Origin of the sequence: Cerasicoccus arenae, assembly GCF_014651635.1 — a bacterium.
Classification (GTDB): Bacteria; Verrucomicrobiota; Verrucomicrobiia; order Opitutales; family Cerasicoccaceae; genus Cerasicoccus; species Cerasicoccus arenae.
In genome coordinates, this window is sequence record NZ_BMXG01000017.1 from 89,373 (window position 1) to 90,860 (window position 1,488).

Annotated in this window: 2 protein-coding genes; both read left to right on the forward strand. The window is 56.8% G+C overall.

Going from position 1 to position 1,488, the window contains the following annotated elements:
- A partial coding sequence (locus IE065_RS13295) for a hypothetical protein (protein WP_194500042.1) occupies window positions 1-821 on the forward strand: 821 nt, incomplete at its 5' end.
- Window positions 818-1,488: NAD-dependent epimerase/dehydratase family protein (locus IE065_RS13300; protein WP_229792116.1), on the forward strand; the 671-nt coding region annotated here is incomplete at its 3' end. The genes IE065_RS13295 and IE065_RS13300, both read left to right, overlap by 4 nt.

Sequence of the window (1,488 nt, forward strand, 5' to 3'; positions counted from 1 at the left end):
TCATCTTCCAAGTCGACACCAATGGACTGGTTAGCTATGCCGTCTCTTCATTGGGTTTAGTCGGCGTGATTGACGGGGAGGGGGGCAAGCTTCGTCAGTTCTATGATGATACTCTGACTTCTATTTTTGCGCCCTTTGTGTTCGATGATGGTTCGCTAGGAGTACGTCGGCTCGAACTGGTTCAGGAGGAGGGGGTGCCGACGGTTACCTTCGTCCAGAGTTACCAGTTTTTCAATGGATCGTTCAATCCAACTCAGCACGGTGATTGGCTCGCAGAGTATGCGTGGTCGGATAACCATTTTGCGCCAGCGACCTTCGCCCACGTCGTCACGAGTCAGTCGCTCAACCAGTTATCGGTTTTGCGGGTAGAAAGCCCAGCAAGTCTTTTGGTCAGTGGCTTTGTGTCGACGGAGGCAGTGAGTTTCGGGGAGTTGTTCGATGTTACGTCCGTCGACTTGTCATTAAGCACGGGGATTCATTCGCTCGCTAGCGGCTCGGCCAATGCTGAATTAATCCCGCTTCCTTCGATCACGCCCAGTGCGCCTCAGACGGTTAAATCGACACCGCTGGCCAGGAGTGCATTTGGCTTAGCCAGTCTGTCCGTTGACGACATCCGCTACGAGGGTGGACCGCTGAGCGACGAGACTTGGCGTAGCGTTTTCTTTGCCTACCCTTGGTTCCAATACACCATCGGCGAGTCTGACAACCTGAGCAACTGGTCTGGCGCTCCGCTGCTTCAGCACTATGGATTCCAAGAGAATTTACGTAATCTGGACGGTAGTCCGTTCTTCGAGCAAGTCCAAGTGCGTGAGTCCGAATGAAAGTCTTGGTAACGGGCAGTGGAGGGTTCCTTGGCTCGCGGATTGTCGGCCAACTGCTTGCGCGTCGTTATGACGTGCGCGGCTTTGGGCGCTCTCCACAGCCTGAGAACGCCGCGCGCGGGGTAGAGGTTGTTCAGGGGGACTTGGGTGACGCCTATGCAGTCGATGAGGCCGTGAAGGGCTGCGAGGCGGTCTTCCATGTCGCCGCGAAAGCTGGCGTGTGGGGGGATGAAAAAAGCTACGTCACGGCTAACGTCACTGGTGCCCGTCATATTCTTGCCGCATGTCAGGAGCATGGCGTGGAGCGGCTTGTTTACACGAGTACACCGAGCGTTGTCTTTTCCGGTGAAGCCTTTGAGGGGGCGAACGAATCCCTGCCGCTGAATCCGCATAATGAATTAAGCCCTTATGCACGCACGAAGGCCATTGCGGAGGGCGAACTACTCGCCGCACATGGCAAAAGCGGTGTGCGGATCTGCGCGTTGCGCCCGCATTTAATCTGGGGGGTGGGCGATCCGCATCTCGTGCCCCGCGTTGTTGCTAAGGCGAAAACTGGCCGTATGCGAATTGTTGGGGGGGGGGGGAATCGCGTGGACCTGACGCATGTGGACAATGCCGCTGCTGCGCACCTGTTGGCGCTGGATGCCTTGAACCATGGGGTAGCGGG